Origin of the sequence: Aliivibrio fischeri, from assembly GCF_009727955.1 — a bacterium.
Taxonomy (GTDB): Bacteria; Pseudomonadota; Gammaproteobacteria; order Enterobacterales; family Vibrionaceae; genus Aliivibrio; species Aliivibrio fischeri_A.
This window is the reverse complement of record NZ_WOBR01000003.1, coordinates 29813-55293: the sequence shown is the minus strand read 5'-3', so window position 1 is coordinate 55293 and position 25481 is coordinate 29813. Positions and strand designations below refer to the sequence as shown.

Genomic DNA, 25481 nt, shown 5'->3' with positions numbered 1-25481 from the left:
TTTATTTCTTACGTTTTCGTTTATTTATATACATCGCTTTATCCGCTTGTTCTAATGCACTTTTTACATTGTGTTCTATTAACGAAACACCAAAAGAGAAGGATAAATCTAGACCTTTTTGTCGAAAGTGTTCTTCAAAACTGGTGCGTATAGCGGCTAATTTTTTACTTATGTTTGTTGTGGAGGTTGAATCAAAGCATAAAATAAACTCATCCCCACCAAAACGAATTAATAAATCTTCTTTTCTTAAGTATTTATTAATTAAGCGTGCACCTTCTTTGAGTTGTAGATCACCACACTGATGTCCGAACTCGTCATTAATGCTTTTAAAACCGTCCAAATCAATAAACGCCATGGTGTTATACAAATTTGTATCTATGTGATCTAACTTTATTTTTGTAAAACAGCCTGTTAATGGGTCTATCGTAGCATTTCCTTCTTGATCATCTTCGTAGACGAAAGTCATGATAAATGTTTTATCGAAGTATTTAATTTTTTGTCTATACGTATGAAAGTACTGGGTCAAAGAGCCTACTTCAACGGTCTCATTTGAAATCAGAATATCAGAGCTTTTATTTAGCAATTGTTGATCAAGTTGTAAGCAGGTTTGGTAGTCTGGGTATTTAGCTAACACTTCATCAATTGGCATCCCAACCAAACTACATCCTAGGTAGTCGATATGTTTTTGATTATTATAGATCGCAACACCATGTTCATCCCGCAAAATGAAAAGGCAATTACAATGCTTCATTAAATTTGTAGTAAAAAGAATGGATGGACTTTTAATACCATCAAGCAGTTCTTGATACTTTAAATTTAACGCACTTAAATTAAAGTTATTATAATCAATACCAAGTAAATTAAATGGATCCTGTTCTTTTAGATTACTAAGGGCAACGGTGAGTTCTGTATTATTTGTGGCAGTGTTTACATTATAAATAAAACGATCTATAGGTTCATTATATTTATTATCACTGTCTGATAAACCGTTCTGTTTCCCTCTATGTTGTGAATTAAGTTCACTTAGTTCTAACGGATGAGATAAATGATAACCTTGAGAGATCACAGAGCCAAAGGAATTAATTAAGTTTAACTGGTTTATATTTTCAATGCCTTTTATCGCGACTTTATAACCGAGGAATTTATGCAATTTATGATATAAGGAGCGTAAAAAGCAAAATGATAAATAGTCATCACTAATTGTACTAATAAGAGAACGATCAATTTTTATATAATCAAAATTGAGTTCTAATAATGGATCAGAGTGCTTACACTCAGTTCCATAGTCATCAAGAGTAAAAAGTACGCCTAATGCTCTCAATCGTCTCATATTTCGATTAATTTGCTCTAAATTGAAATCTTGATTTTTGAAGTTCAGTTCTAGAGTAAATCCTTGGTGTTGAGCAAATATTTTTTCGCAATGTTCAATAAATTCATTTGATTCTAGACTTTTCGCGAACACGTTTATCGAAATATGAATGCTTTCGTTGTTTTTTAACGTTAATTTGTCTGCAACAACATGTGAAATAACTTCTTTATCAAAAGACGTTTTATCTTCAAGTGATTCAATGAACTCGTTTGGAAGTACGGTTGAGTCTTTAAATCTTATTAATGCTTCGTAAGAAACAATAGAACCTTCAAAAAAATTAGGCTGATAAATAAAGTATTTATTCTTAATCATCGTTATTATTTTACTAGAAAAATTGCCGCTAATGTATCACGCTTTATTTATATTGACTTTGAATATTTATAGTACAAATCAAGATCTCGATCACACTTATAAATTGATTATTTATGTATTTGATAATTTGAATTTTTAATTATCCATCTAAGAAGTGACTATGAATATAACGTTATGAATAAATTAATCTAAAATATTTTAAATTAAAGAGTATTAAGTAATTGATATATAGGTATTTACCTCTTTTTTCATGCAACTGCCTACTCCTTACTAACAATTTAGTCATGTAGACTTAACTTTTAAAAATATAAATGGAAATGGCAGTTAACAAAAATATGTATGTACAAAACGTCATAGTCAAAAAACAAACTTTAAAAGGCAAAGAACAAGTTAAGTGTGATGTATCGATGCGTTCTGTTTTGAGCCAGGAAGAGATTTTTTTTATTGAAACATTGCTGGACGTGAAAATTATTTTTGTTCACTCATTTCCAAGTCAAATGGACAATCGTCGTTAACAAAGGATAACTCGTGGAATATTTTCAACGCATTTTTATGAACCTTAAAGTTAGGTACCAAGTATTGTTACCAGTAGTTATAGCTGTATCTCTTACTGCCATTTTATCAATGGTTATAATGAGCAGTTATGACAGACTTGGAAATAATTCAATATCAATGGATTACAACTCATCAGACAGTACTCAATTAACAGAAGCACAAGAGAAACTGTTACACTTAAGAATTGCTGTGAGCCGCTCAATAGGCATCCCTAATGAGCTGTCTCTTTCTTATTCCAAGTTTGAAGAAACTGACAAAATGGTTTCTACTCTATTTCAAGATGTTAAAGCATCAAGCAGTAAATTGTCATCTTCAGACGATTTTAAAAATAAAATGGATGAAGTAAGTCGATTACTTGCTATATATGGTGAGAACCTTTCTGATAATATTAATCTGTATAAAGATATGGATAAAGCATGGTCTGACTTACCTTGGATAACAGATTACATTAATGACGCTAATCGTATTATTTTAGAAAGTAATGCTAATGAGTTTGAAAGAAAAGAGTGGAATAAAATCAGACAAGAATTATATGCATCAACAGCGATTATTGTTGTTAGAATGTCATCTGTTTATTCACTAGATTTAAATTTAGCTTTTAAAAATGAACTTGATCTTCGTTTTAATAAAATATTTGAAGAAACGAATAAGATTAAAAACATTAAAGCAAAAAAAGTATTACTAGCAGGTTTCAAAGATTATTATGCAGTTAATGATGTATTATGGAAGCAAGGACATTTAATTAATATTAATAATAGTGAATTGGTTGATGTAGGTACTAAAGCAGATTCGATCTTATCTGGCTTATTAACTGAAATTATGGATAAAACACATCATTTGAGTCTTGATGCAACTAAGCAAATTGATGAAAGTAAGTCCTTCATGCTTTTATTCTTAATCGCTGTAGCGGCATTGTCTATTGGTATTGGTTGGTTGACTGCAAAAATTATCGCTAAGCCAATCCTTGAAATACAAGGGCAAATGAAGCTTATTGCTTCTGGAGACTTAACTTATTTAACTAATCTTGAAGGGGCTAATGAAGTTGGTCAGCTATGTGTGAACACAGACGATACGGTTGCTCACTTAAAAAGTTTAATTAATGATTTAAGGAATGTAGGTGATGAGGTTTCGTCGGCTTCAACAGAATTAGCTGCAGTAATGGTACAAAGCGAAGCTAATGCTAGCGATCAAAAATCACAAGTAGAGCTGATTGCGGCAGCTGTAACTGAATTATCTGCGTCTTCCGCGCAAGTTGATGCTTCTGCTTCGCAAGCAGATGAACGAGCAAGACATGTATTATCGTTAACGGTAGAAGGGTCCAAAAGTGCGAATGAAAGTGCTAACTTGAGTAGTTCTCTTGTGCAGCAAATGGATTTGACCTCAGAAGAAGTGACTAATTTAAAAGTTCAAACCGATAAAATCAGTGAAGTTATTACTGTTATTGAATCTATCTCGGAGCAAACGAATTTATTAGCGTTAAATGCAGCAATTGAAGCTGCTCGAGCAGGGGAAAGTGGTCGAGGGTTTGCTGTAGTTGCAGATGAAGTTCGAGTCTTAGCTGCAAAAACTCAACAATCAACACAAAATATTCAAGAAATTATTGATAATTTACAGCAAAAATCCGTTGATGTAGTTCAGTCTGTTGATGAGTCAATTCAGATCATTCATGAAACAACACGAATGAGTGAAGAGACCAATCAGAAGCTAGGTGATATCTCTGATGCAATAGAAGAGATAACATTAACGAATTCGGAAATGGCAGCAGCTGCGAATGAGCAGAACAGAGCAATTTCTTCGATAAGCGAAAATGTAAATGTGATTAGTGAGAGCATAAATCAAAATGTGGAAGGAATAAAAGAAAGCTCTCAGGCCAGCAATCATTTATCAGAGCTGTCTGAAGGTCAAAAATCCAAGTTAGCTTTTTTTAATGTGTAATGAATAAACTCAATAGGCTGTATCAATTTGATACAGCCTATTGTTATTTATAGAAAAAGGTTAAGTAGCCTATATTTGCATTTTCCATGTAGACATAGTTCACTCCATTGCCCATTGGGTAAATATGATTAAAGTAAGTGGAATGAGTTCCATTTTTCATAAGAGGAAAAGCATACAGTTGACTTTGATCTTTTATGGTTCCAAATTGTTGTCGACCTGACTTAATGCCACTGTATTTCATATCTCTGCTTATTTTAGAAATATAATGTTCATTTGATTGATTTGTGATTTCTTTTGTTTCTGCATTAAGGTTAACAGAGTATCCAAAACTACCAATATAACCAGATTCTTTCACATAAGCAGACAATTCTGCTTTGTATTGATTTGTGTCTAATTGAGTTACATCGTAATTAATAAATATATGACCAGTATAAGATTCGTTATTTATCGCTCTTAAATTTATGCTACTTGATACTTTATAGCTACTATACTTATTTGAGCTACAATAAATGGGCTCTCCTTTAGGTTTATTGAATTTAAAAGACACGTCACTAATGAGTTTATTCATATCTATTTTGGTATTCTCATCATCAATGAAGAGTATTTTGTTGTATATACTTGTGCATTTTTGATTGGTTATTTTACAAGCAGACAAGCTTATCGCTTTTTTTTGTACATGTATAAAGTACTTAACATTTTCACTGAATATTTCTGGACTTATTATGATAGGGGCTGAGTTTGAAGTTTGATAAATATTATCATCGACTTTGAGTAATGATTGAGCAATCTCTGGTTGTTCATCTGGCTTTTGAATATAAAAACCATATGTGACTATGCTGCACGCAAGTATTGCGATTGTAATGCCACACTTTTTCTTTCGTTTAGATAAGCAACGTTTTCTGCTGGGTGTTGCTTTATACCCTTTTCCTTTTACAGTATCTATAGCATCAATATCATCACGGTATAACTTTTTACGTAAAACCGAGATGGCTTGAGGCACAACACTAATATTGTTATTTAATTCTTCGTCCCAAGCGTAGCGTAAAATTTCTTCCTTACTGAATACTTGTTTTGGCGCTAAGAGAAGTAACGTAAGAATTTTACATTCTGTTTCGGTTAATTTAATTATTTTATTTTTTTTGGAAATAGAGTTATCCGCGATGTTCAATATGAAATCACGGTGCTCGATTTTTATTCGCTTAAGCATAAGGTGAATAGACTGTATTTATTAATTCGATGTATTAATTGTTATTATATATAAGATTGTCAATACCAATGTCAAGCTTGTATCAAAAATGAACACTATATTTCTAAGTATTTGATTTTGATCACTTATTGTTACTTGTTGTATTGTAAGGGTAAATGGTTTTTTCTTGGGTATAGATTTGGTTTATGATTTAAGATTGATTTTGTGAATGAGTTGTCTTTTTGTGGGTGGTGTTGTGAATATTTATGGGCAATGGTGTGCCCATAAATATCGAGGCTTTAGATAAGAGCTTCACATAAAAGTGAGATTGGGTGGATGGTTGTAATATTAGTGTTTTCTTCGATTTGCCATTTACAAGTTTCACAATCGGTAATCGCATAATCAGGTTTGGCTGCTTTAATTTTATCGAATATATTCTTACCTATGGCAACTGATGTTTCGTAGTTTTCGGTTTTAAAGCCATAGGTACCAGCCAAGCCACAACATTCACTGGCGAGTACTTGTACCTCTAAGCCTGGGATAGCTCGTAGTAATTCAATAGTATAAATACTGCCACCACTGCGCTCTAAATGACAAGGTGTGTGGTACACAATTCTTTTATTTATTGGTTTCATATTTGGTCCACGACCATTCATGATTTCTTTTAATAAGAAACGAGTAACGTATTCAATTTTTTTGGCGACTTTTGTGTTATCTACATCTAGAACATGTGGATACTCTTGTTGGAGAGTAAATGAACAGGTTGAAGAGGTTGAAAGAATTGGAACATCTTGACGTTCAATAGCCGCTTCTAAGTTAGCGACATTAAATTCAGCATTTTTTTGTGCTTTCTTGTGAAATCCATTCGCGATAAGTGGTACACCGCAACATTTTTCTTTATCTAACAATTGAACCCCGATGTTCATATTGTTCATTACTTTAATGAAATCTTTTCCGAGTTGTGGGTGATTGTAGTTTACAAAACAACCATGGAAATAGTGAACTTGTCGTTCAAATACGCTTTGGTCATTCACTTCTTTTTTATACCATTTTCTAAATGTCCCATGAGAGTATTTAGGAAGCGATTTATGGTCATGTACACCAATGGTTTTATGCATTACTTTTTTTACTAAAGGAACACTGGTTACTGCGTTTACAACAGGTGCTACAGGGGTGGCAATTGAACCAAATAAATCCGTATGGCTTAATACAAAATCACGAAGACCTTTCATGTTGTAAGCTGGTTTACCATATTTTCCACGAGCCACAGCGATCATGTCACCAATTTTTACCCCTGATGGGCAAGCCGTTTCACAACGTTTGCAGTTTGTGCAGAGTTTAAGGGTTTCATCATAATATTCAGGACTTTTAAAGCGTAGGCGCTCACCATCAGGTCCGCATTGTTTTGGCCCCGGATAATCAGGGTTTTCTTTTGCTACAGGGCAATAAACGGTACAAACGGTGCATTTTAAACATTGATCAAAACTGGTATTCGCCGGCGCTCTAAAAATAAGATTGTCTTTTAATACGCTGTCTTTCAGAAATGACGATTTAAATAATGGGCTGCTCATAATGCGACCTCTGCTTTGATGTTATTATTTGTAGAAGAATAGCTAGGTTTCAATTGATCTATAATGGACTCTGCAGCATGAAATCCTGAACTAATTGCAACACCGCTGCCGCTGCCTTCTAATATAGGATTATAACCAGATAGAATTGCGCCAGCGCAGTATAAGTTATCTATCACATGTCCTGATTTTATCGCTTGAAATTTAGCTGTAGTTTCTATGCCCATATTTAGAAAAGGGTGAGATTGAGCGCTAAAAAAATCGTGATTATACCAATCTGTTCTTTTATCACTTTGTGCTATATCTAAACCAAAAATAGGTTCAATCATTGAATCAACCGTGGCTTTTAATCCTTGGCTAAAGAAGCTGCCTGTGGCTAAGACGAAATGTTTCGCCTGAAGAGGGAAATCACCATGGTTTTTAGTGAAAATGCGGTTTAAACGATAATGAGAGTGCTCAGGATCGGTTTTATCAACATAAGAGAATTCACCTTGAACGACATGATCACCATTTAGCATAGTGCCGCCTAACTCAATAAATGCATGCTTCATGCTTTCTTCTAAACGTATACCTAATAAAGATGGCGGCATGGTAGGAACTTCACATAGAGTTAATTTGGTTAGCTGCTCAATTTCTCTGAGGTAGGTTAATCCAGTACCATTACCAAAAATAGAAGGTATTACTACTAAGTCACCGGGTTGAGCATGTTGTTGTAAAGCGTAAGCGAGTTCTTGTCTGTGTGCTCGCTTGGATAATAATCTGGATAAGTCAATTGAGCGCAATTCACAATGGTTACGCTTAATCTCGTTAAATGCAGAAAGAGATATGTTTGCAGTTGTTATTTCAAGAGCAGATAATTGAGTGAGTTGCTTTAAATTATCTTGAGCTAATTTAGGTTGGAAATCACGAAACCCATCGATGGTAACCAACACCATTTTTTGTGTTTTGTTTTTCTCTAAATCCATAGGGAATTGATGTACAAAAGGTTGTGATAGCCAGGTCGATTTCATTGTTCCTAATGGTGTTAATCGATAATGATTTAGTCCATTCTTTTGTGATGTTAATGGGACACCAATAGCTGATAATGTGTTTCTATACCAATCGATAGCGCGTTCAACTGTTTCTTTACCTAAGGTCGCGTAAGGATGGTTAGGATACGCTTTTGCAAAGGTTTCAATACAAGTCATTGGGTTAGAAACAGGTTCACCTGAAGGTGTTTTTGCAAGAACATCAATTGAGCCTGATGAGAAATGCAAAGCACTTTGGCCTGAGGCAATAACTGCGGTTTTTAATCCGGCTTCTAAGCAACGTAAAGCACAGCTTAAGCCTGCCATGCCTCCGCCTATGATGATGGTATCGAAATTCATAATGTTGCCTCTTTTGATTCTTGTTCAGAGTGTTGGTTTGGAATGTCACTTGCTCCGAACAGACCTTCGTAAATCCAATAGCTAAATTCAGCTTCTCGCAATGCATCTCCCCAGAATACAGGTTTGATGCCTTTCCACCGTTCTTCTAGAAAATGAGTTAGTAGTTGACTTGATTGGTTACCACTTATTTGCCCGCATTCTTCAAATAGCCCAGCAGCACGATAAGTACATAGTTCTCCTTGACAAGGTCCCATGCCTAAACGGGTGCGACGACGAAGATCAACTAGGTTATGAACATCTAATTGGTTAATGGCGTAATTGATTTCACCTTGAGTCACCATTTCGCATTCACAGATCACTGCTTGATCTTTTGCTTCATCGGTTAAAAATTGTTGAGCGCGTTCACCATGTCTATAAATGGCACTTTGATAAACGGGTTTCGCAAGGCTAGCGGTTTTTTTTGCATTAATTGATGCGCCATTTGAGCCAGGTAATGGACGAATATGAGTGGTACACTCTTGTGTATTTCCAAGCTTTTTAGCCACCAGATCTGTTGTCATTTCTGCCATTAAACGAGAGGTCATTAGTTTACCTCCAGTAATGGTCGTAAATCCGTCTAAACCATCTTTTTCACCGTGGTCGAGTAACACTATTCCTCGGCTGATGTTTCTTCCTGTACCATCATCATCCACAGCAACCAATGGACGGACACCGGCATAGGCGCGTAAGACACGGGTGTTTGCCATGATTGGTGCGAGCTTAGCGCCTTCACGCATCAGAATATCGACTTCTTTAGCACTTACATGTAAATCATCAATCTTGTCATAATCAATGTGTTCTGATGTGGTTCCGATAAGTGAAATTGTATCTCCTGGAACTAAAATATCGGCATCAGATGGTTTGCGGCAGCGGTTAATCACTAAGTTATTAATGCGATAATCTAAGATCAATAACGAGCCTTTTGCAGGAAACATTTTGATGCTTAAATCGGCGTATTCACAAATATTTTGACCCCAAATACCAGCGGCATTAATAACTTGTTGTGCAAAGATTTCAATTTTCTGATTGGTTTTTACATCAATACAGTTCACTCCAAGCACCGTATCTTGGTGTCGGATAAGAGAAGTTACATGGGTATGTGTGAGCAAACGCGCACCATGTTCTTTCGCATCAAGGACATTCGCTGCACATAAACGAAAAGGATCGAGCGTTCCATCTGGGACTTGAACGGCTCCAATTAAGTCAGGGTTCACGTTTGGCTCAAGTAATAACGCTTCTTTTGGTGTGAGTTGTTTTGCTTCAATCCCTGCCAATTCACATGAGCCAATAAACTGTTTTTGAAACTCTAAATCATCATCGGGAAGAGAGATAAATAAGCCTTGAGTATCTTCAACACAATGTTTAGCAATGTTTTTTAAGATCTTGTTTTCATGGATACATTCTTTCGCTGATTCGTTATCTGTCACGGCGTAGCGGGCACCAGAGTGAAGTAAACCATGATTTCGACCTGTGGTACCAGAAGCTAAATCGTCTTTCTCAATTAAAATACAATCGATACCTCGCAAAGCACAATCTCGCATAATTCCGGTGCCTGTTGCTCCGCCACCAATAATGATAACGGAAGTTTCTAATCGAGAAGTTTTGTCCATAATTTAGTCTCTTTTTTTACCACTTTTGATGTATGAAATCATCATGATATTAATGTTCGGCACATTCTTTGATCTAACGCAAAAATGTTCGTTCGCGCATTCGTCTCGTTTTCGTTTTGGTGGATATGTCACATAGAAATAAATGAACGAACAGAAAAAAGTTGAAAATTGAGATGGGTAATGAGAATAAATGTCGTTTGTTGAGTTGGGATTTTGTAAAGATACGATCTGGTTCAAAACCAGACTAAAAGTGGTGATATAATCGAGAAAATTAATAGTCAATCTTAGGTATTGAATGATGAAAATAACTATAGATAAACAAACATTCACTATCGATGAAGAGATAACACTTTTAGCAGCTGCAAAGGAATGCAATGTCGAAATCCCTTCACTATGCGGAAACAATATCAATGGTGAGAAAGTACCATGTGATTTATGCGTAGTTGAAATTGAAGGTCAAGGAATTCAACGAGCTTGTGAAACTCAAGCGGTTGATGGTATGCAAGTGATCACTTCGTCTGAAGCGTTAGTAAAACGTCGTCAAAGTGCATTAAACAAAATTCTTTCTGATCATTACGCTGATTGTGAAGCGCCGTGCCAAACTGCGTGCCCAGCGGGCGTAGATATACAATCATATCTGTACCACATTTCACAAAATGATCATCAAAAAGCCATTGAGGTCATTAAACGAACATTGCCAATGCCATTATCTATTGGTCGTGTTTGTCCTGCGTTCTGTGAAGCGGAATGTCGTCGTGGTTTGGTTGATGAGCCATTAGCTATTCGTCAGTTAAAGCGTCACGCAGCTGATGTGGATTTACATGCTCAAGAATCTTATGTTCCACCAAAGAAGGCAGATAAAGGTAAATCCATTGCTGTGATTGGCAGTGGTCCGGGTGGATTAACCTGTGGTTATTATCTGACTAATGAGGGTTACAGTGTAACGGTGTTTGAATCGATGCCTAAAGCTGGCGGTTGGCTACGCTATGGTATTCCTGAATATCGTTTACCAAAGTCGATTTTAGATAAAGAAATCGAATTAATGTGCCGCAACGGTATGGAAATTCAAACGTCTGTGAAACTAGGTGAGGATTTCTCATTAACACAGCTAAGTGATGAGTATGACGCAGTCTGTTTAGCGGTCGGTGCTTCAAAAGCCGTTGAAATGCATTATCAAGGCAGTGAGCTTGGTGGTTGTTATTTAGGTGTTGATTACCTAAAAGATTACGTAACTGAATCTAAATTAACAACAGGTAAAAAAGTAGCGGTTATTGGTGGTGGCAACACGGCGATTGACTGTGCTCGTACAGCGGTGCGTGATGGTGCTGATACTACTTTGATTTATCGCCGTACTCGTGAAGAGATGCCAGCAGAAGATTATGAAGTGGTTGAAGCTGAACATGAAGGTGTTAAGTTCCATTTTTTAACTAACCCTGTTGAAAATATTGCTGATGAAAATGGACGAGTAGCTCAAGTTCGCTTGGAAAAAATGGCATTGGGTGAGCCGGATGCGTCTGGTCGTCGCAGCCCTCAAGCAACCGGTGAATTCTTTATTGAAGAGTTTGATACTGTCATTTCTGCGGTATCGCAAAAGCCAGATTTAAGCTTTTTAGAGAACGACTCTATTGATTTGCCACTGACTCGTTGGAATACAGCTGATGCAAACAGTTTGACAATGCACAGTGGTGTGAAAAATATTTTTAGCATCGGTGATTTCCGTCGTGGTCCTGCAACGGCGATTGAAGCGGTTGCTGATGGACGTATTGCTGCAGAGGCGATTGATCGTTTTTTTAACGGTGACATGGAGAGAATTCCAACTAAACCGTTTAATTCTCAAAAAGAGAAGAAGACTAAGCAGGTTGATCCTAAGCACTTTGAACATATTCAAAAAGCAATGCGTGTCATCATGCCTGAGTTAACCGCTGAGCAGCGTGAGCAAAGCTTTGATGAAGTTGAAACTGGCTTTGATAATCTAGATGCAATTCGTGAAGCTGAGCGTTGCTTAGAGTGCGCATGTCAAGCTAACACTAATTGTGGGCTGCGTGATTATGCAACGGAATACAAAGCGGATGAAACGGATTTAACCAACGAAAGTAAACAGAAGTTTGCTATTGATACCAGCTCTGAATTCATCGTGTTTGATGCCAATCGTTGTATTAGCTGTGGTCAGTGTGTCGAAGCGTGTAACGAAAAAGGCGTGCATGGTGTATTAAGCTTCATGAAAAATGAAGATGGTACCAATGCCTCTCGTCCTGAATGTCGTGCTGGTTTTGAACATGGTTATCAAATGGGTAACTCAAACTGTGTGCAATGTGGTGCGTGTGTTCAAGCGTGTCCTGTTGGTGCATTGGTTGATTCTCGTGATAAATCTCAAGGCCGAATCGAAATTTTAAAACCAGTTGATACGATTTGTACATACTGCGGTGTGGGTTGTAAGTTAACCATGATGGTTGATGAATCAATAAACAAAATTAAATACGTTCAAGGTGCGAAATCGTCTCCGGTAAATGAAGGCATGCTGTGTGTTAAAGGTCGCTTTGGTTTTGATTTTGTCAGCAGTGATGAGCGTTTAAAAACACCGTTAATTCGTAAAAATGGTGAGTTAGTTCCTGCAAGTTGGGAAGAGGCGATCACATTAGTTGCTGATAAGTTCAGTGCCATCAAGTCTCAACATGGCGGCAATGCGTTAGCGGGATTCTCGTCGGCAAAAACTACCAATGAAGATAACTATGCATTTCAAAAATTAGTGCGTCGTGAGTTTGAAACCAATAACCTTGATCACTGTGCACGTTTGTGTCACTCAACCACGGTAACGGGCTTAGAAGCCTCTATCGGCAGTGGTGCAATGACCAATGATATTCCAAGTATCAAGCACTCAGATCTGATCTTTATTATTGGTTCAGACACGACATCGGCTCACCCGATTATTGCTTCTCACATTAAACAAGCCATCCGTCATCACGGTGCTCGTTTGATTGTTGCGGATCCAAAACAAGTAGATATCTCTGATCATGCAGAACTGTATGTAGCGCAACGTCCGGGTACGGATGTGATGTTACTTAACGGTATCATGCAGCAGATCATTAAGAATAACTGGCATGATCAAGCATACATCGCTGAACGTGTTGAAGGTTTTAATGAACTAAAAGCGGAAGTCATGTCAGAGGCGTATTCACCTGAGAAAATTGAGCTAATCACAGGCGTAAAAGCACAAGATGTGATTGAAATGGCACGTTACATTGGTACAGCCAAGCGTACTGCTATTTACTATTCAATGGGTATTACGCAGCATACGACGGGCCATGATAACGTTCGATCTATTGCTAATTTACAAATGCTGTGTGGCAACATTGGTATTGAAGGTGGTGGTATTAATCCACTTCGTGGCCAATCAAACGTCCAAGGCGCGTGTGATATGGGGGCTTTACCAACGGATTTCCCTGGTTACCAAAAAGTCGAGAATCCTGCAGTTTACGAGAAGTTCGTAAAAGCGTGGGGTAAGCCAACATTGCCAAGTAAGAAAGGCTTAACATTAACCGAAATCATTGATGCGGCGTGCCATGAACAAGTAAAAGGCTTATTCGTCATGGGCGAGAACCCAGTGTTGAGTGATCCTGATCAAGCACACGTTATTCACGGTTTAGAGACGTTAGATTTCTTAGTTGTACAAGATATCTTTATGACAGAAACTGCGGCTTATGCAGATGTGATTTTACCGTCGTGTTCATTTGCAGAAAAAGCGGGTCACTTTACCAACACTGAGCGTCGTGTTCAGCGCATTTCTCCGGCAGTTAACCCTCCGGGTGAAGCGAAAGAAGATTGGTGGATCATTCAAGAAATTGCCAATGCAATGGGTGGAGAGTGGAACTACCAATCGGTTGAAGACATTACTGAAGAGATCACTCAAGTGACGCCTCAGTACCAAGGCATGCACTGGGATGCGATTGGTAAGAATGGACTTCAATGGCCATGTAATGAAGCGAATCCGCAAGGCACTCGCATTATGCATAATCAGCAATTCTTACGTGGTAAAGGTCAAATGGCAGCGGTTCCATTTAGATATGCGGCTGAACTACCTGATGAAGAGTATCCATTAGTGCTCACAACGGGTCGCTTATTGGAGCAGTACCATACAGGTACCATGACACGTAAAACGAAAGGGTTGAATAACCTTGCTGGACCGCGAGCCATGATGAGTGTGGCTGATGCAGAACGCTTAGGTATCTCTAACAGTGAAATGGTTCGAGTATCAACACGTCGTGGCACGATTGAAGCTCCTGCATTTGTGACGAAACGTATGCAAGAAGGGGTGATATTTGTACCGTTCCACTTTGTAGAAGCGGCGGCGAATAAATTGACCACAACTGCACTCGATCCTCATGCCAAGATCCCTGAGTTTAAAGTGGCAGCGGTGAAGGTTGAAAAAGTATTACAACCAGAACCTGAAGTCTGCGCATAAATAATGTAATAACGTAAAATAAAATGCCCGATGATTTGAGTTAATCATCGGGCATTTTCTATGGTTAGTAATACCAATCGTAGTAAATAATTGGTCATCCTAACTGGTTAAAATGCTCGATAACTACGTTGAAATTTTTGATTGGTATCAAACGTAATTATTTATTATTGATTGCGTTTAACTCTGCAATTTTCACAATCACATCAACCGCTTGTTTCATGCCGTTAATCGTAATAAATTCATGAATACCATGGAAGTTATAACCACCAGTAAAGATGTTGGGGCAAGGTAAACCCATGAAGGATAAACGAGCACCATCAGTCCCGCCTCGAATTGGTTTGATATCAGGTTGAATGTCGCACGCAGTCATTGCTTCTTTAGCCAGTTCAATGACGTGTGGATGAGGCTCTACCATCTCACGCATATTGAAATAGCTGTCAGTTAAAATGAGTTCAACACGACCTTTTTCTAGTTTTGCATTTAATTCATTCACTTTCTGTTGCATGAAAGTTTTACGTTCAGCCATGCCTTCACGGCTAAAGTCACGAACAATATAACCAAGTTCGGTTTTGGCTACGCCTGCGTTCATTGATTTTAAATGATAGAAACCTTCATAACCTTCAGTGCCTTCTGGTGTTTGCTCTGCTGGCATCATCATTTGAAATTGAGCTGCAATATTCATAGAGTTAACCATCTTACCTTTGGCAGTACCCGGGTGAACATTTACACCATGACAAATTACATCTGCGCTAGTGGCATTAAAGTTTTCATATTCCAATTCACCAACCGGGCCGCCGTCGATAGTGTAGGCCCACTTCGCATTGAATTTTTCAACATCAAATAAGTTTGCACCGCGACCAATTTCTTCATCAGGTGTGAAGCCTACACAAATATCACCGTGTGGGATCTCAGGGTTTGCTTTTAATACAGCAATAGCCGTTAAAATTTCAGCAATGCCTGCTTTGTTATCGGCACCAAGGAGGGTTGTACCATCCGTTGTGATTAAGTCATGGCCGATTAAATTAAGTAAATCAGGGAACTGACTTGGAGCTAATTCTTCACCACTGGTACCAAGAGTTATTGTGTCGCCTTGATAATTAGTAATGATTTGTGGTTTTACATTTTCACCTGATGCATCAGGTGCAGTGTCCATGTGTGCAATAAACCCAATTGCAGGAACATCATAGTCTACGTTTGAAGGTAAACGACCCATGACATAACCATTTTCATCAATAGAGACATCAGAAAGTGCTAACTCATTTAATTCAGAAACTAATTGGTTAGCTAAATTGAATTGTTTTTCTGTACTTGGGCACTGTGGTGCAGAAGGGTTGGATTGAGTATCAATACTCACATAAGAAAGAAAGCGTTCTACAAGGTCTTTCATGATATTCACTCTATGTAATTGAAAACAAAGTTGAGTGAAAGTATTGATCAAAAAGAGTATTTAAAGTTTGCGATGGGTCATAAAAAGCAAAGTGGTTAGCGCATACTAAAAACATATGCGCTAAATACAAATTATTACTTGTTTTCTTTTGTTTTTAAAATGAAACCAAACTGCTCAATTAGATTACTAATCGACTTAAATAGCATAGTTCGTTCTGATTTTGAGTATTTTGATAACTCTTGATGAAATCCAATAACATCAGACATCGTAACGCCAAGCCAATCAGGAATATTATCACTACCTGAAATGATCCAACCAATCTCTTTTCTCAAGATAAAGCTTAAAGGAATCAATTTGGATATATGAGGGCTAGAAAGTCCACTCGTCCAGTTAATTACTGTTCTCGTAGATACATCACATGCTGTAGCAATTTGAGAATTAGACAATCCTAGTTCAATTTTTCTTGCCTCGATCCGTCGAGAAATGCTTTCCATAGAGGTGCTTTCATCTAACACAATTATATACCTCGGAAATGTTAATTTTTAAAAACAGTTAATTATTGATAGAAATAATATTTCAGATTTTTATAGTTACATAAGAAATAAAGTTCATTTTGTGATTTTATTCTAAATAATAGGAACTATGTACTTTATTTAAGGTGCTATTTCTTTCAAGAATAAATGTTTTTAAATCGTCGAATTTTAAATGAGTTAACACGAATATGTGATAACTAGATGTTGCGTGTTAAGATAAAAGTAAATTAATTTATTTTTATCTTATTGATTATTATCCAATAAGAGTGTATCGGATTGATTGTATGGCTGCATATTAATCATATTTAGATAGTATTGCAAATAGTTTGTAGAATAAATATCTAATTAATTAATGTGAAAGTGTTTTATAATATTGTTATTATTTTAATATGTGTATGGAATCGGTTTTTAAATATATTTCATTCATTTTCTATTAATAACTTGTTCACTATGGTGAAATATGATTAGATCTACTTGTATTAGGGTTAAATATTAATTTATGGTTAATTGTTTGTGTGTTTTTAGGAGGTGAAATGGCTATACCAAGGCATATACAAGCTTCGGTTACTTTTGATACTTTGCCATCAGATATTTATTTATTATTTGATGCATTTCGCTCTAATACAGAGACAAGATCGCACTCTCATTTGTGGGGGCAATTACAAATTATCAGTGGTGGTATTTTAGAGCTGGAGGCGGAAGGGCATAGGTTTTTAGCTCCTTCTCATTTTGCTATATGGGTACCTGCTGGGGTGCAACACCAAAGTTATAATCGAAAACCAATCGCATACTGTTCTGTTAATATTATTCCTAAATTGGCCAAGCTGTTACCAGAGCATACTTGCTTATTAGAGGTTAGCCCTTTAGTTGAAGCACTCATTGCTGAGTTACGTGAACACAATATTCAACAACCTCAGAATGAACAGCAGGAGAGGTTAATTCATGTTCTCTTTGATCAATTGTTAATTGCAAAGCAAAGCGAACGGTTTTTACCTACATCACAAGATAAGTTGCTTAAACCAATATTAGAAGAGCTTGAAGCAAATCCCGCAGATGAAACGTCTTTAGCTCAATGGGCTGCAAGGAATCACACAACAGAGAGGACGTTAGCTCGACACTGTAAAAATGAATTAGGAATGAGTTTTACTGAGTGGCGTTTACGGATCCGATATTTATATTCGTTAGATTTATTACGAAAGAAAATGTCGATTAAAGAAATTGCATTTAGTTTAGGCTATAACCAAACTAGCCCTTTTATTACTATGTTTAAGCGATATGCAGACTGTACTCCTGAGCAGTATAAATTAAAGCATTCAATATAATGCATTAACGTCGGTCGTTTTTTTGAGCGAATTTAAAAGAAAAAAATACGATAAATAAAAAGCTCAAGGGGATGATGGCGGCTGTCATTTCGAGCCAATAAGCACCTGAAAATAGGCTACTTAGAATAAAATGACCTACAATAGATAGAAGGGCACAGAGAATAGCAATTAGAATCAGTTTTAGTTCAGGAGACATGGGCTTCTTATTGATAATTAGTGTTGTTATTACTTTAGCACGAGCGTATCGACGAAAAAGAGATAGGTGTGTGATCAGGAGAGCAAAGTGAAACAAAATGAATATATTGATTATCTATTAGCTAAACCATGTAGCGAAGATTCTTTTCCATTTGGCCCTGAAGCCCATGTTTTTAAAGTATTTAATAAAATGTTTGCTTTGATTGGATGTAGAGATGGGCAATTGAGTCTGACTCTTAAAGCGAGCCCTGATGATGTTACCTTCTTAACTGAAGAGTTTGCCTCTATTGAAAGGGGCTATTATATGAACAAAAAACATTGGATTACCATTGCACCTTCTCAAGAGATAACTGCAAGTATGATTGAAGCCTGGATTGATAATTCATACTCTCTTGTCATTTCAAAATTAACTAAAATCGAAAGAAGTCAGCTTAATAATTAGAAAAGATAATTTGAAGGTTGATTAAAGCTTCAACAAAATTGTACAAATGCTACCATTGATAATTCAATCATTTAAGTATTTATCGTTAGGGTACTCAAAGGAGAATTATGAAAGCAAAGTTATTTTTTACTAAAAGAATAAGTATCATTACGTTTATTTGTTGCTGTTTTTTTGTTGTCACTTGGGTGATAGAAGAATTGCATCAAAAACAAAATAACTTTCTTCATAATCAAATTAGTAATAAAGTAAAAGTGGAGCTAGCAAAGGTCCGCTCTGATCTTGAGAGTGCTATCTATTCTGATATTTACTATGCAAATAGTCTAGCTACATTGCTCACGGTTAATCCTGAATCAACGTTAGAACAATGGGATCCTATCGCTCAAGAGCTTTATCGAGACTCACAATATATACGTCATTTAGCGATCGCTCCAAATGATGTAGTTAAATATTTGTATCCTCTTAAAGGAAATGAGCGAGCGATTGACCTTGATTTAAGAAGCATACCAATACAATGGATTACCGTTCAAAAAGCACGCAATAATGAGAGTATATTTATCGCAGGTCCTGTTGAGTTATTTCAAGGGGGAAAAGCGTTTATAGCTAGAATGCCCGTTTTTCTTGATCCTCCCTTTAATACACAGTATTGGGGGTCTATTAGTATCGTTTTAAATATAGATGCTTTGTTTTATGGTACAGGTGTATATCAACTAAAGGTTAAATATCCTTTTGCGATGCGAGGTAAGGATAGCCAAGGAGAATTCGGAGAACTATTCCTTGGTAAAGAAAGTGTTTTTGATGATCCCATTGCGGTTGAAAAAGTAACTTTACCTTATGGTAGTTGGCAATTAGCAATACAAAAGCAATCTCTAGAAATGTGGTATCCATGGTATCGAATTCAAATTATTAGATTGGTTGGTTATGCCTTTTTTGGTTTAGGTATATTTGCGTTAGTGATCATTTTTAGATTGTATGTCATGGCCATTAATAGTTCGCTTGAAGATGAATTAACCCATTTACCTAATCGGCGTTATTTTATGTACACCTTAAATACGCTATTTATGAAAGCGAAAAAGAAAAACAAGTCATTTGTTTTGGTAAATTTGGATCTAAACAAATTTAAACGTATTAATGATACTTATGGTCATGCTGCAGGAGATGCAGTCTTGAAAGACGTTGCAACGCGAATTGTTAGTTTATTAAGAAGTAATGATGTCGTTGCAAGAGTCGGGGGAGATGAGTTTTTAATATTGTTACCAAGAGTCCATAAAAAAGACGATATTGAGTTGATAATGAAAAAAATTGAAACGTGCATTTCATCATCACCAGTTAAGTTTAAAGAGTGGGAAATACGTGTTGAGACGAGTATTGGTTATGCTTTATATCTTGAAGAGATGAAAAGTCCTGATGAATTACTGCATCAAGCAGATCAAAATATGTATTTAGATAAACATAACTATCAATAAAACAGCCATTTCCGATATGAAAATGGCTTTTAATTAGAGACTAAAGCAGCTGTTAAGTTGGTATTCATCACCATTTTTGGCTGTATATTCTTTATCAACTTGATGAGCTTTAATGTGTGAACTGTTATCACGCTTTATTAAACTAATCCAGTGACGCATAGCGGCTAAGCTAAAGTCTTGACTAAATGTTGTGCATGTTTCTATTTCTACATCAGCTATAGTAACCAGTGAATCTTTACCTGGAGTATGAAGACCAAAAATAATTTCAACATGACTGCCACTGTTATCTTTTAACAAAATAGTATCAGGCGATGACCTGTGTCCTGTGAAAGCAACGAATTTTCCTGGATTACGCAATCCACTGCAACCACCATCTTTAAAGAAAACCACTAAATGATGATAATCAAGTAAGTAGTTAGTAACATCTTGATGTGAACCTTTTGTTAATGGGAATAGCTGGTCAAGAAGACCTTTGATTTGATGTTGCTTTTCTTCTTGTTTTGCTTCCATTTTTTCGACGGCGTAAACAGCTTCAGCCATAAACGGAGCTTCTTGTTGTGTGTTACTTTCTTTGTTTATATTGGTAATAGCCATAATCGTACCCTCGAAAAAGTCTTTATCTATGCCGATTTAATTATCGGCATTGTTAGGTAAGTCACACTGGTCAGAGTTGTTTGCTTACTTAAATTGAAGCTTAGCCTAATTTTAACTACAATTTCACAACAAAAACTTAACAGTGTGAATTTTACAAGATGCGACAGTCAAAAAGTATTATTAGACAAAGCCATTTTCTTGGAACAAAAATTCGTAATCTGAGAAAACGCAATCATTTAACGATGGAGGATCTTTCTACTCGGTGCATTCGAGTGGATCCTGAAAACTCTCCATCAGTATCGTATCTTTCTATGATCGAAAGAGGAAAGCGTGTTCCGAGTGCTGATATGCTTGAAGTGATTGCAACCGTATTTCAAAAAGAAAGTAGTTGGTTTTTAGATAATGAACCCGAGGCACAAGTGATAACACCAGATAAAGGAAGAAAAGGTGGGATAAGTGGGATGGTTTTGGAACCAAGCTTTCTTTTCTCTAATGACATTCTTCAAATTGCGATCCCAGAAATGCTTAATCAAACAGGGATAACAGGAAGGCAATTTGCTCATCTTCTTATACGTGCCCATCAAGAAAATAACCAAAATCATTTTCCAGATCTAGAGCGAGCAGCAGAGGAAGTTGGTTTAAAGCAATTACCTCTTAGTGTTGAACAAATGATGGATATGGCATTAAAACATGGATTAGTTTTAAAGTGGGTGAAAGAAACACCAAAGGCCGTTGTTGATGAGTTTGGCGTTAATGGAAAAGAACTGCTGACTTCTTTTTTCGAACCACCTTGTACAGTTTATTTAAATGAGATGCTAAAACAGCATCCAACGAGACTTAAATATGATTTAGCCGTTTATATTGGCCATTGCGTTTTACACAATAAAGAAGGATTAAAAAGTTCCTTATCTGTAGGAAGTCACCGAGTTTTTGATGAAGAAGTCCATCACACAGACAGTGCTTTGAATGCACAAGATATACTGCATGCGTGGCGTGATTTTGAATCAAGCTTTTTTGCTGGAGCTCTATTATGCCCTAAAGTACCATTTAGGCAATTACTTGACCGATATGGGTATGAAGTTGACGCTCATCGTTTAGCTGGTGTTTCTCCTTCAGTTGCCATGCGAAGAATGACGGTTGTTTCGCCTTACCCTCATTGGCACTATTTTGATGCTTATGCTCCTGGAAAGCTTAAGGCTGTGTATAGAGGTAATGGGATCCCTCTACCTTGGGGTAACATGAAGCAAGTAAGTGATCCATGTCAGCATTGGGCTGTATTCAGACGATTAACTGAACCTAAAGAGGGCAGTTCTGCTCAAATATCTATTTTAAATGTAGCTCAAGAGCCTCGAATATATTGCTGTGAATCCGTAAATATGACAGATCCTGCAGGGAACAATAGGGTGTTATGTGCTGGCGTAGATTTAAATCCAGCAATAGAAGCGCAAGGTAAAGATGCGGTTGCTTTAGCTAGAGATTTACAAAAAGCATGTGTAAAAAATGGGGGCGAAAGTTCAATTTCTAAAAATATTAAGCGAGAGCTTATTAGTGTAGCTAAAATTTTAAATATTAACTGGATTGAACGTGGTGTAGAGAGTGATGCAAAAGTGATATGTTCTCGTGGTGCGGTTTGTCCTCGAAAACCTACTTGTTATAAATGATAGCCGTTAACTATTGATTTAACGGCTATTTTTATTTTAGTTATATTGATAAACTAAGTAAGATAATCCCGACTCTGTATTGTAAAATAAGGATACATCTTCATCTATTGGAAATAATAAAATGTTCAATCCAGTTGTCGGGTATTGAAATAAGTTTTTATACGCAACCGCTTTTTTAGGGTCAGATATAGAGCCTACATAGCTTGCACAGTCACCTTCATTACATTCAAGAAAAGGCTTTTCTGGCTCCCTAGTGTACGAACATTCTCCCGCAAACCCAGTCTCATCAATCACAATAGATACTTTGTTATAAACGTATTTATTATTTCTTTTCTTCAAGTGGTAATTGGCAATTATTTGTCCGTTGTAATAATTATCATTTTCACTTTTAACACCTATTCTGGCTGCATAATTAAATCGAATTGGATTTGTATTCAACTCATCTTTATACATTGTTTCTGTGAACTTAACATCTTGAATATATTGAGTAATAACTGTATTTGATTCATTGTTTTGTAAAAATATAATTTTGTTGTATGTTAAATCACATTGTGTACCAATTTGTCGACAAGCTGATATGTTTAAGTTATTTGATTGCCGGTTAATATAATAAGTGGTGTTACTTCTTAAAACGGTTGGATCAAAGATAAATGGTAACGAGTCACTTATTTGAAATACATTTGGCATTAACTCTTCTAATTTTATTTCATCACTGTTTTTTGCATTTGATATATGCTTCTCAAAAGCGATCAGGAATAAACAGAAAGAGATGATAATAGCAATCGATAAAAGCAAATGATTCTTATTTATCTTGCTTTTTTCAAAAAAAGTACCATTTACATCTGCTTTGTATCCTTTTTTCTTAACTGTTTCAATTAGATATATTTCATTATAGTGTAATTTTTTGCGTAAAACTGAAATCGTCTGTGGTACAACACCTATATTGCTTGCTGTTCCCTCCCAAACATAAGTAAAAATATCATCTTTTGAGAAAACTTTATTTGGTGAAGTTAAAAGCAGCTTTAAAATTTTTGATTCACTATGAGTTAACTTAATCGTGCAATCATTTTTATTTATTTGGTTTGTTTTTGGGTTAAACGTTATATCTTTAAATCGTATAAGATTGTTTTTGAGCATTATGTAACCTAAGAAAAGGAAACTGAAAAACTAAAGGGGTTATTAATATTATTGTTGTTATAGCGGCAAGCATATCAAGAAAGAAACTTCATTATCAATAAATAAACCAAAATCAACCATGAATGTTTTTATAGATAACGATAAAAAAAATAAATCATCTATCTATTTGAATAAAAAGAGATAAATAATATAACTTGAAAAATTAGCATTAAGTTACAGGTTTTTTATAGGAATTTCTATACGTTTGAGTAAAAGAAAGGAATTGCATACTGAATATTAAGGAAGAATATGAAGATAAAATAAGGATAGTTAATTTTTATGTTTAATTATTAATTTCTAGGTGTGATTTGTCGCTTATACTTTTAAGTATCTAGAAATAAAAGTATAAGCGTAATGATCATTTAAATTATTAATGTTTTATGTGTTATTCATCAATATAATCAGTATAACCTTTTGGTGGGGGAGTCCATGCCCGTTCTGATTGATTGTGTTTATCTGAGCGGTCTTTGCTCATTGCATGTTTGATTGTTCCTTCTAGCTCAATAAACAGCTTACGATAGTTATTATCAAAGCGCTCACCTTCAGAGTCATCTAGCCACGCTTGATAGAGCTTATCTGAGCTTTGATTTTCTACTTTTTTATATGCTATTTTTTGTTGTTCAACATGGAATGGATGTTGGCCTAAACTACGCATAGCTTCAGCTCCCATTTCAAGTGCTGAGCGGGTTGTTTCTGATTCAATAAAATCAGCACCAGCACAACGGAGCATATATGAATGACCTCTATCAAATGCACGAGCAAGAATTTTTACTTTTGGATACGTGTGCTTGACGTATTTAACCAGTTCTATACTGCTTTCTTGATTATCAATAGCCACAACAAGCATTGCAGCGTGCTCAATTCCTGCTGTATGCAGCAAATCAGGACGAGTCGCATCTCCAAAGTAACTTTTGGTATTTACTTTTCTTAAAGAATCGACTTGATCAGCCTGATGATCGAGAACAACGGTATTTACGTGGTTAGATACTAAGAAACGGTTGACGACTTGGCCGAATCGACCGCCACCAGCAATAATTACCGTGCCTTTTTCTTCAATTGTGTCACTTTCTCTTTCATTTGATTGTTGTTCAAATTTAGGCAGAATCACTTTATCAAATAAGATAAATAAACCTGGGGTAAAGAACATAGAAAGAGCAACAACTAATGACAATGGTTGAGCGACTTCTTGTGGTAATACATGGTTTTGAACGGTAAAACTTAATAAAACAAACCCAAATTCCCCTGCTTGCGCTAGGCTAAGCGTAAATAACCAACGGTTACTGTTTTTGATCTTAAAGATCAGAGCTAATATATATAAAACAGCCGCTTTTAGTACCATGACACCGATTGTTAAACCGATGATTAGGAAGAAATCATTAAATAGAATGCCAAAATCGATCCCTGCACCTACGGTAATGAAGAATAATCCCAATAAAAGCCCTTTAAATGGATCTATGTTGGATTCAAGTTCATGTCTAAATTCTGAGTTTGCCAAAACGACACCAGCAAGGAAAGTACCTAGAGCTGGAGATAGGCCGACTAAACTCATTAAGGCTGCAATACCAATAACAAGCATGAGTGCTGTTGCTGTGAATATTTCTCTAAGTCCAGAGCTTGCTACAAAGCGAAATAGAGGGCGACTTAAATAATGACCGCCAACGACAACTAATGCGATGGATGCGGTAATCACTAGTCCATATGCCCAGCCTGGAAGGCCTGCAACAAGGCTTAATTCTTCATGATGCTCAGCAGCAGTTGCGGCCGCCAATTGCGCTTTTGCTACTAATTCAGGTAATGCTAATAGTGGAATAAAAGCTAACATTGGGATTACTGCAATATCTTGAAAAAGTAATACAGAGAAAGCATTTTGGCCGCCTTCTGTTTTGGCTAACCCTTTTTCATTGAATGTTTGCAATACTATCGCAGTGGATGATAGGGCAAAGATTAAGCCAATGGTCAGTGCAATAGTCCATGATTGACCGAAAAACATAGCAAGACCCATTACGGCTGCAGTAGTGCCGACAACTTGCAGTCCTCCTAATCCCATTAAACGGTTACGCATATTCCATAGCATTTTAGGCTCAAGCTCTAAACCGACAAGAAATAGCATCATAACAACGCCAAATTCAGCAAAGTGTTGAATGGTCGTTGTTTCTTCACCAACAAGACCTATGATAGGTCCTATAACCACCCCTGCAATTAAATAGCCAAGAACAGATCCAAGCCCTAGACGTTTAGCGATTGGTACAGCAATAACAGCGGCTACAAGGTAGATAAAAGCTTGTAAAAAATATCCAGTCATAATGCT

At 36.4% G+C, this 25481-nt stretch carries 17 protein-coding genes; 7 read left to right on the top strand and 10 right to left on the bottom strand.

The window, feature by feature from the left end; all coding sequences use genetic code 11:
• Position 1 precedes the first annotated feature (1 nt).
• Positions 2 to 1681 (bottom strand): GGDEF domain-containing protein, encoded by a 1680-nt coding sequence (locus GNP81_RS02075; RefSeq protein ID WP_236798249.1) that lies wholly within the window; start codon positions 1679 to 1681, stop codon positions 2 to 4.
• 311 nt (positions 1682 to 1992) lie between these two features.
• On the opposite strand from GNP81_RS02075, the gene GNP81_RS02070 reads away from it, so the two are divergent.
• Together GNP81_RS02070 and GNP81_RS02065 are read left to right on the top strand one after the other, a co-directional pair.
• Positions 1993 to 2196: a hypothetical protein gene (locus GNP81_RS02070; RefSeq protein ID WP_155670134.1), complete on the top strand. Its 204-nt coding sequence runs from the start codon at positions 1993 to 1995 to the stop codon at positions 2194 to 2196.
• 118 nt (positions 2197 to 2314) lie between these two features.
• On the top strand, positions 2315 to 4171 hold the full coding sequence (locus GNP81_RS02065) for a methyl-accepting chemotaxis protein (RefSeq protein WP_196587392.1): 1857 nt from the start codon (positions 2315 to 2317) through the stop codon (positions 4169 to 4171).
• Positions 4172 to 4214: 43 nt separating this feature from the next.
• Here GNP81_RS02065 and GNP81_RS02060 read toward each other — a convergent pair whose 3' ends face one another.
• From GNP81_RS02060 to glpA, 4 genes are all read right to left on the bottom strand, one after another.
• Positions 4215 to 5339: a winged helix-turn-helix domain-containing protein gene (locus tag GNP81_RS02060; RefSeq protein WP_236781409.1), complete on the bottom strand. Its 1125-nt coding sequence runs from the start codon at positions 5337 to 5339 to the stop codon at positions 4215 to 4217.
• 317 nt (positions 5340 to 5656) lie between these two features.
• Positions 5657 to 6928, bottom strand: coding sequence for an anaerobic glycerol-3-phosphate dehydrogenase subunit GlpC (gene glpC / locus GNP81_RS02055; RefSeq protein ID WP_155674061.1), 1272 nt, complete (start codon positions 6926 to 6928; stop codon positions 5657 to 5659).
• Complete coding sequence (glpB, locus tag GNP81_RS02050; RefSeq protein ID WP_155674060.1) at positions 6925 to 8292, bottom strand: glycerol-3-phosphate dehydrogenase subunit GlpB; 1368 nt, start codon at positions 8290 to 8292, stop codon at positions 6925 to 6927. Before glpB ends, glpC begins: the two co-directional genes overlap by 4 nt.
• Positions 8289 to 9941, bottom strand: a complete 1653-nt coding sequence (glpA, locus tag GNP81_RS02045) for an anaerobic glycerol-3-phosphate dehydrogenase subunit A (protein WP_155674059.1) — start codon at positions 9939 to 9941, stop codon at positions 8289 to 8291. The genes glpB and glpA overlap by 4 nt, the downstream gene beginning before the upstream one ends.
• Before the next feature lie 295 nt (positions 9942 to 10236).
• Between glpA and fdhF the strand changes: the two genes are divergently transcribed.
• Positions 10237 to 14400: a formate dehydrogenase subunit alpha gene (fdhF, locus tag GNP81_RS02040; RefSeq protein WP_155674058.1), complete on the top strand. Its 4164-nt coding sequence runs from the start codon at positions 10237 to 10239 to the stop codon at positions 14398 to 14400.
• Positions 14401 to 14557: 157 nt separating this feature from the next.
• Here fdhF and pepT read toward each other — a convergent pair whose 3' ends face one another.
• A complete protein-coding gene (gene pepT / locus GNP81_RS02035; protein WP_155674057.1) occupies positions 14558 to 15787 on the bottom strand; it encodes a peptidase T in 1230 nt (409 codons plus the stop codon).
• 134 nt (positions 15788 to 15921) lie between these two features.
• Positions 15922 to 16302, bottom strand: coding sequence for a helix-turn-helix domain-containing protein (locus GNP81_RS02030; protein ID WP_012535458.1), 381 nt, complete (start codon positions 16300 to 16302; stop codon positions 15922 to 15924).
• A gap of 551 nt (positions 16303 to 16853) precedes the next feature.
• Here GNP81_RS02030 and GNP81_RS02025 point away from each other — a divergent pair.
• The 3 genes from GNP81_RS02025 (at position 16854) to GNP81_RS02015 (ending at position 19742) form a co-directional block, all read left to right on the top strand.
• Positions 16854 to 17642 carry an AraC family transcriptional regulator gene (locus GNP81_RS02025; RefSeq protein WP_155674056.1) on the top strand — a complete coding sequence of 263 codons (789 nt, stop codon included), beginning with the start codon at positions 16854 to 16856 and terminating at the stop codon, positions 17640 to 17642.
• Between the two features lie 283 nt (positions 17643 to 17925).
• Positions 17926 to 18279 (top strand): MmcQ/YjbR family DNA-binding protein, encoded by a 354-nt coding sequence (locus GNP81_RS02020; protein WP_336495465.1) that lies wholly within the window; start codon positions 17926 to 17928, stop codon positions 18277 to 18279.
• A 107-nt stretch (positions 18280 to 18386) separates the two neighbouring features.
• Positions 18387 to 19742 (top strand): diguanylate cyclase domain-containing protein, encoded by a 1356-nt coding sequence (locus GNP81_RS02015; RefSeq protein WP_155674055.1) that lies wholly within the window; start codon positions 18387 to 18389, stop codon positions 19740 to 19742.
• 33 nt (positions 19743 to 19775) lie between these two features.
• On the opposite strand, the gene GNP81_RS02010 is transcribed toward GNP81_RS02015, so the two are convergent.
• Positions 19776 to 20336 (bottom strand): aldolase/citrate lyase/malate synthase family protein, encoded by a 561-nt coding sequence (locus GNP81_RS02010; RefSeq protein WP_017019785.1) that lies wholly within the window; start codon positions 20334 to 20336, stop codon positions 19776 to 19778.
• 158 nt (positions 20337 to 20494) lie between these two features.
• On the opposite strand from GNP81_RS02010, the gene GNP81_RS02005 reads away from it, so the two are divergent.
• Positions 20495 to 21997, top strand: coding sequence for a DUF3612 domain-containing protein (locus GNP81_RS02005; RefSeq protein WP_155674054.1), 1503 nt, complete (start codon positions 20495 to 20497; stop codon positions 21995 to 21997).
• A gap of 36 nt (positions 21998 to 22033) precedes the next feature.
• On the opposite strand, the gene GNP81_RS02000 is transcribed toward GNP81_RS02005, so the two are convergent.
• Positions 22034 to 23134: a winged helix-turn-helix domain-containing protein gene (locus GNP81_RS02000; protein WP_155674053.1), complete on the bottom strand. Its 1101-nt coding sequence runs from the start codon at positions 23132 to 23134 to the stop codon at positions 22034 to 22036.
• A gap of 424 nt (positions 23135 to 23558) precedes the next feature.
• Complete coding sequence (locus GNP81_RS01995; protein WP_155674052.1) at positions 23559 to 25475, bottom strand: monovalent cation:proton antiporter-2 (CPA2) family protein; 1917 nt, start codon at positions 25473 to 25475, stop codon at positions 23559 to 23561.
• Between the last annotated feature and the right edge of the window lie 6 nt (positions 25476 to 25481).

What these genes read in the sequence shown, in the direction of transcription:
- GNP81_RS02005 (WP_155674054.1), top strand. Translation starts at nt 20,495, where the DNA reads ATGCGACAGTCAAAAAGTATTATTAGACAAAGCCATTTTCTTGGAACA.
- GNP81_RS02070 (WP_155670134.1), top strand. Translation starts at nt 1,993, where the DNA reads ATGGAAATGGCAGTTAACAAAAATATGTATGTACAAAACGTCATAGTC.
- GNP81_RS02000 (WP_155674053.1), bottom strand. Translation starts at nt 23,134, where the DNA reads ATGCTCAAAAACAATCTTATACGATTTAAAGATATAACGTTTAACCCA.
- pepT (WP_155674057.1), bottom strand. Translation starts at nt 15,787, where the DNA reads ATGAAAGACCTTGTAGAACGCTTTCTTTCTTATGTGAGTATTGATACT.
- fdhF (WP_155674058.1), top strand. Translation starts at nt 10,237, where the DNA reads ATGATGAAAATAACTATAGATAAACAAACATTCACTATCGATGAAGAG.
- glpB (WP_155674060.1), bottom strand. Translation starts at nt 8,292, where the DNA reads ATGAATTTCGATACCATCATCATAGGCGGAGGCATGGCAGGCTTAAGC.
- GNP81_RS02010 (WP_017019785.1), bottom strand. Translation starts at nt 20,336, where the DNA reads ATGGCTATTACCAATATAAACAAAGAAAGTAACACACAACAAGAAGCT.
- GNP81_RS02015 (WP_155674055.1), top strand. Translation starts at nt 18,387, where the DNA reads ATGAAAGCAAAGTTATTTTTTACTAAAAGAATAAGTATCATTACGTTT.
- GNP81_RS02025 (WP_155674056.1), top strand. Translation starts at nt 16,854, where the DNA reads ATGGCTATACCAAGGCATATACAAGCTTCGGTTACTTTTGATACTTTG.
- glpA (WP_155674059.1), bottom strand. Translation starts at nt 9,941, where the DNA reads ATGGACAAAACTTCTCGATTAGAAACTTCCGTTATCATTATTGGTGGC.
- glpC (WP_155674061.1), bottom strand. Translation starts at nt 6,928, where the DNA reads ATGAGCAGCCCATTATTTAAATCGTCATTTCTGAAAGACAGCGTATTA.
- GNP81_RS02065 (WP_196587392.1), top strand. Translation starts at nt 2,315, where the DNA reads ATGAGCAGTTATGACAGACTTGGAAATAATTCAATATCAATGGATTAC.
- GNP81_RS01995 (WP_155674052.1), bottom strand. Translation starts at nt 25,475, where the DNA reads ATGACTGGATATTTTTTACAAGCTTTTATCTACCTTGTAGCCGCTGTT.
- GNP81_RS02075 (WP_236798249.1), bottom strand. Translation starts at nt 1,681, where the DNA reads ATGATTAAGAATAAATACTTTATTTATCAGCCTAATTTTTTTGAAGGT.